The 2,099-nt window shown below is 33.8% G+C and carries 2 protein-coding genes; both read right to left on the bottom strand.

The genetic code is table 11. The features are described 5' to 3' along the window. Positions 1-152: 152 nt before the first annotated feature. A complete protein-coding gene (locus V7024_RS24065) occupies positions 153-986 on the bottom strand; it encodes a YitT family protein (RefSeq protein WP_335524591.1) in 834 nt (277 codons plus the stop codon). A gap of 60 nt (positions 987-1,046) precedes the next feature. Beyond that, a complete protein-coding gene (locus V7024_RS24060; RefSeq protein WP_335524590.1) occupies positions 1,047-1,943 on the bottom strand; it encodes a LysR family transcriptional regulator in 897 nt (298 codons plus the stop codon). Between the last annotated feature and the right edge of the window lie 156 nt (positions 1,944-2,099).

Genomic DNA, 2,099 nt, shown 5'->3' with positions numbered 1-2,099 from the left:
TTATAATAAATTATTATAATATATCTATATTACAAGATAAAAACAAATATTTTTTAAAATCACAAATAAACATTCTTTTAGAAAGGCATTTCCTACATTACCTTTTTACTATACAAAAAAACTAGCCTTCAAACATTTGAAGGCTAGTTTTTTTAACTTGCTTTAAAGCCGCCACCTAATACATCTCGTACATCATGAATAACAACGAATGCATGTTTATCTTTTCGGCTTACAACTTGTTTTAATTGAACGAGTTCTTGTTTATTAATAACAACATATAACACTTCCTTATTATTTCCTGTGTAACCACCTCGTCCTTCTAATACTGTTACACCACGTGTCATATTTTGCATAATGGACTCTCGAATAGTATCTGGATCATTTGAAATAATTGTCACTGCTGTTTTTGTATCTAATCCTTCCACAATAAAGTCAATAACCTTTGCACCGATAAAGACTGCTACAAGTGTATACATTGCTTTTTCTTGTCCAATAATAAATACTGAGCCAGCAATAACAACGATATCAATAATGAGTACACCTTTCCCAACACTCCAGCCTAAATATTGATTTGCTAACCTAGCTATAATAGCTGAACCGCCTGATGTACCACCTGCACGAAACATAAATCCTAAACCAATACCAACAAAAACTCCAGCAAACAGAGCTGCTAATAATGTATCATGATTTACTGGGCTTGCTACACCTTCTGTGATATATAAAAAGAAAGATGTAGATATAATACCAAGAATTGTATATACCATTGTTTTCTTATCAAAAAATTTATAACCAATTGCAAGTAAAATAGCATTCATTATAAGGTTTACAGCACCAGGAGACCAGTCAAACAAATAGTAAGTAATTACCGTAAGACCGATAATTCCTCCTTCTGATAATCGGTTTGGAATAGCAAAAAAGTTAATTCCAATCGCGAATAATAACGATCCAACTACAATAAGTATAATCTCTTTCATACGTTCATTCATTACGTTTTCCTCCCGTCTATTCCTATATGTATGTTTCTAATCTCTATATACCCTAGGAATTTAAATTGTCTCTCTCCATTTCTCTGCATGTTTCTCTATCATTTCTATTAGCTTCTTCATCGCTGGAGTCAACCATTTATTTTTATGGTACGCCAGTTCAGTTGTAACAAAATCCTCACTATGCATCCACGACAAGGCGATTAACTTTCCACGCTCAATTTCTTCTTTAACTGTAATAAGCGGTAAATACGATAACCCTAACCCACACATAACAGTTTGTTTAATTGCCTCTATACTCCAAAAATGAATACGTGAACAACTAATCCCTTCTTCTTTTAGCCATTTTTCTAGTAAGTCTCGATAACTCCCTGGCTCAGTAAGCAATAACATTTCTCCTTCTAAATCAGCAGGAGTAACAACTTTTTGCTTCGTTAGGGGATGCCCTGGCGGAGCAACAAGTACAATTGTTTCTCTAACAAGCGAACGAGTGACAATGTCTACACCTAGTTTTTCTGGATTTGTAAATAAAGCAAAATCAAATTTCCCTGACTTTAATTCATTATGCAACTCCTGGCTCTCTGATGGCTGTAAAATGATATGGACTTGCGGATACTTCTTTTTAAATTCATATAAAATAACAGGTAATCGATATATCATTAAAGACTCATTTGCCCCAATACGTATCGTTCCTGATGGTTCACCGTTCATTTGAGATGATTCCAATGCTTCATTCGATAATGCCAATATTTTTCGCGCATAAGAAAGCATATGCTTTCCTACTTCAGTTAAAACTACCTTTTTACCAAGGCGATCAAACAACGGACTTCCAATTGCTTCTTCCAGCGATTGAATGTGATTTGTGATTGTTGATTGTGTATATCCGAGCCTCTCTCCAGCCCGTGTAAATCCTCCGCTCTCTGCTACAATAATAAAAGTTTTCAAATGACGCAGCTCCATAATAATGCCTCCTGTTGTACAATCATTATTTCATCCTCAATAGCATAAATTACGGTTTATGTACGTATAAAGATTACAAGATTTTTGTATCATCAATTTATTGTTATAAATACATTATTATGAAAAGTAATATTAAAAAATAGTAACTACTCAGCC

It is taken from the genome of Bacillus sp. JJ864 (genome assembly GCF_036963045.1).
In the GTDB taxonomy this organism is placed as follows: Bacteria; Bacillota; Bacilli; order Bacillales; family Bacillaceae_G; genus Bacillus_A; species Bacillus_A pseudomycoides_C.
Note: the sequence above shows the minus strand (reverse complement) of the source record. Positions and strands in the feature narration are given on the sequence as shown.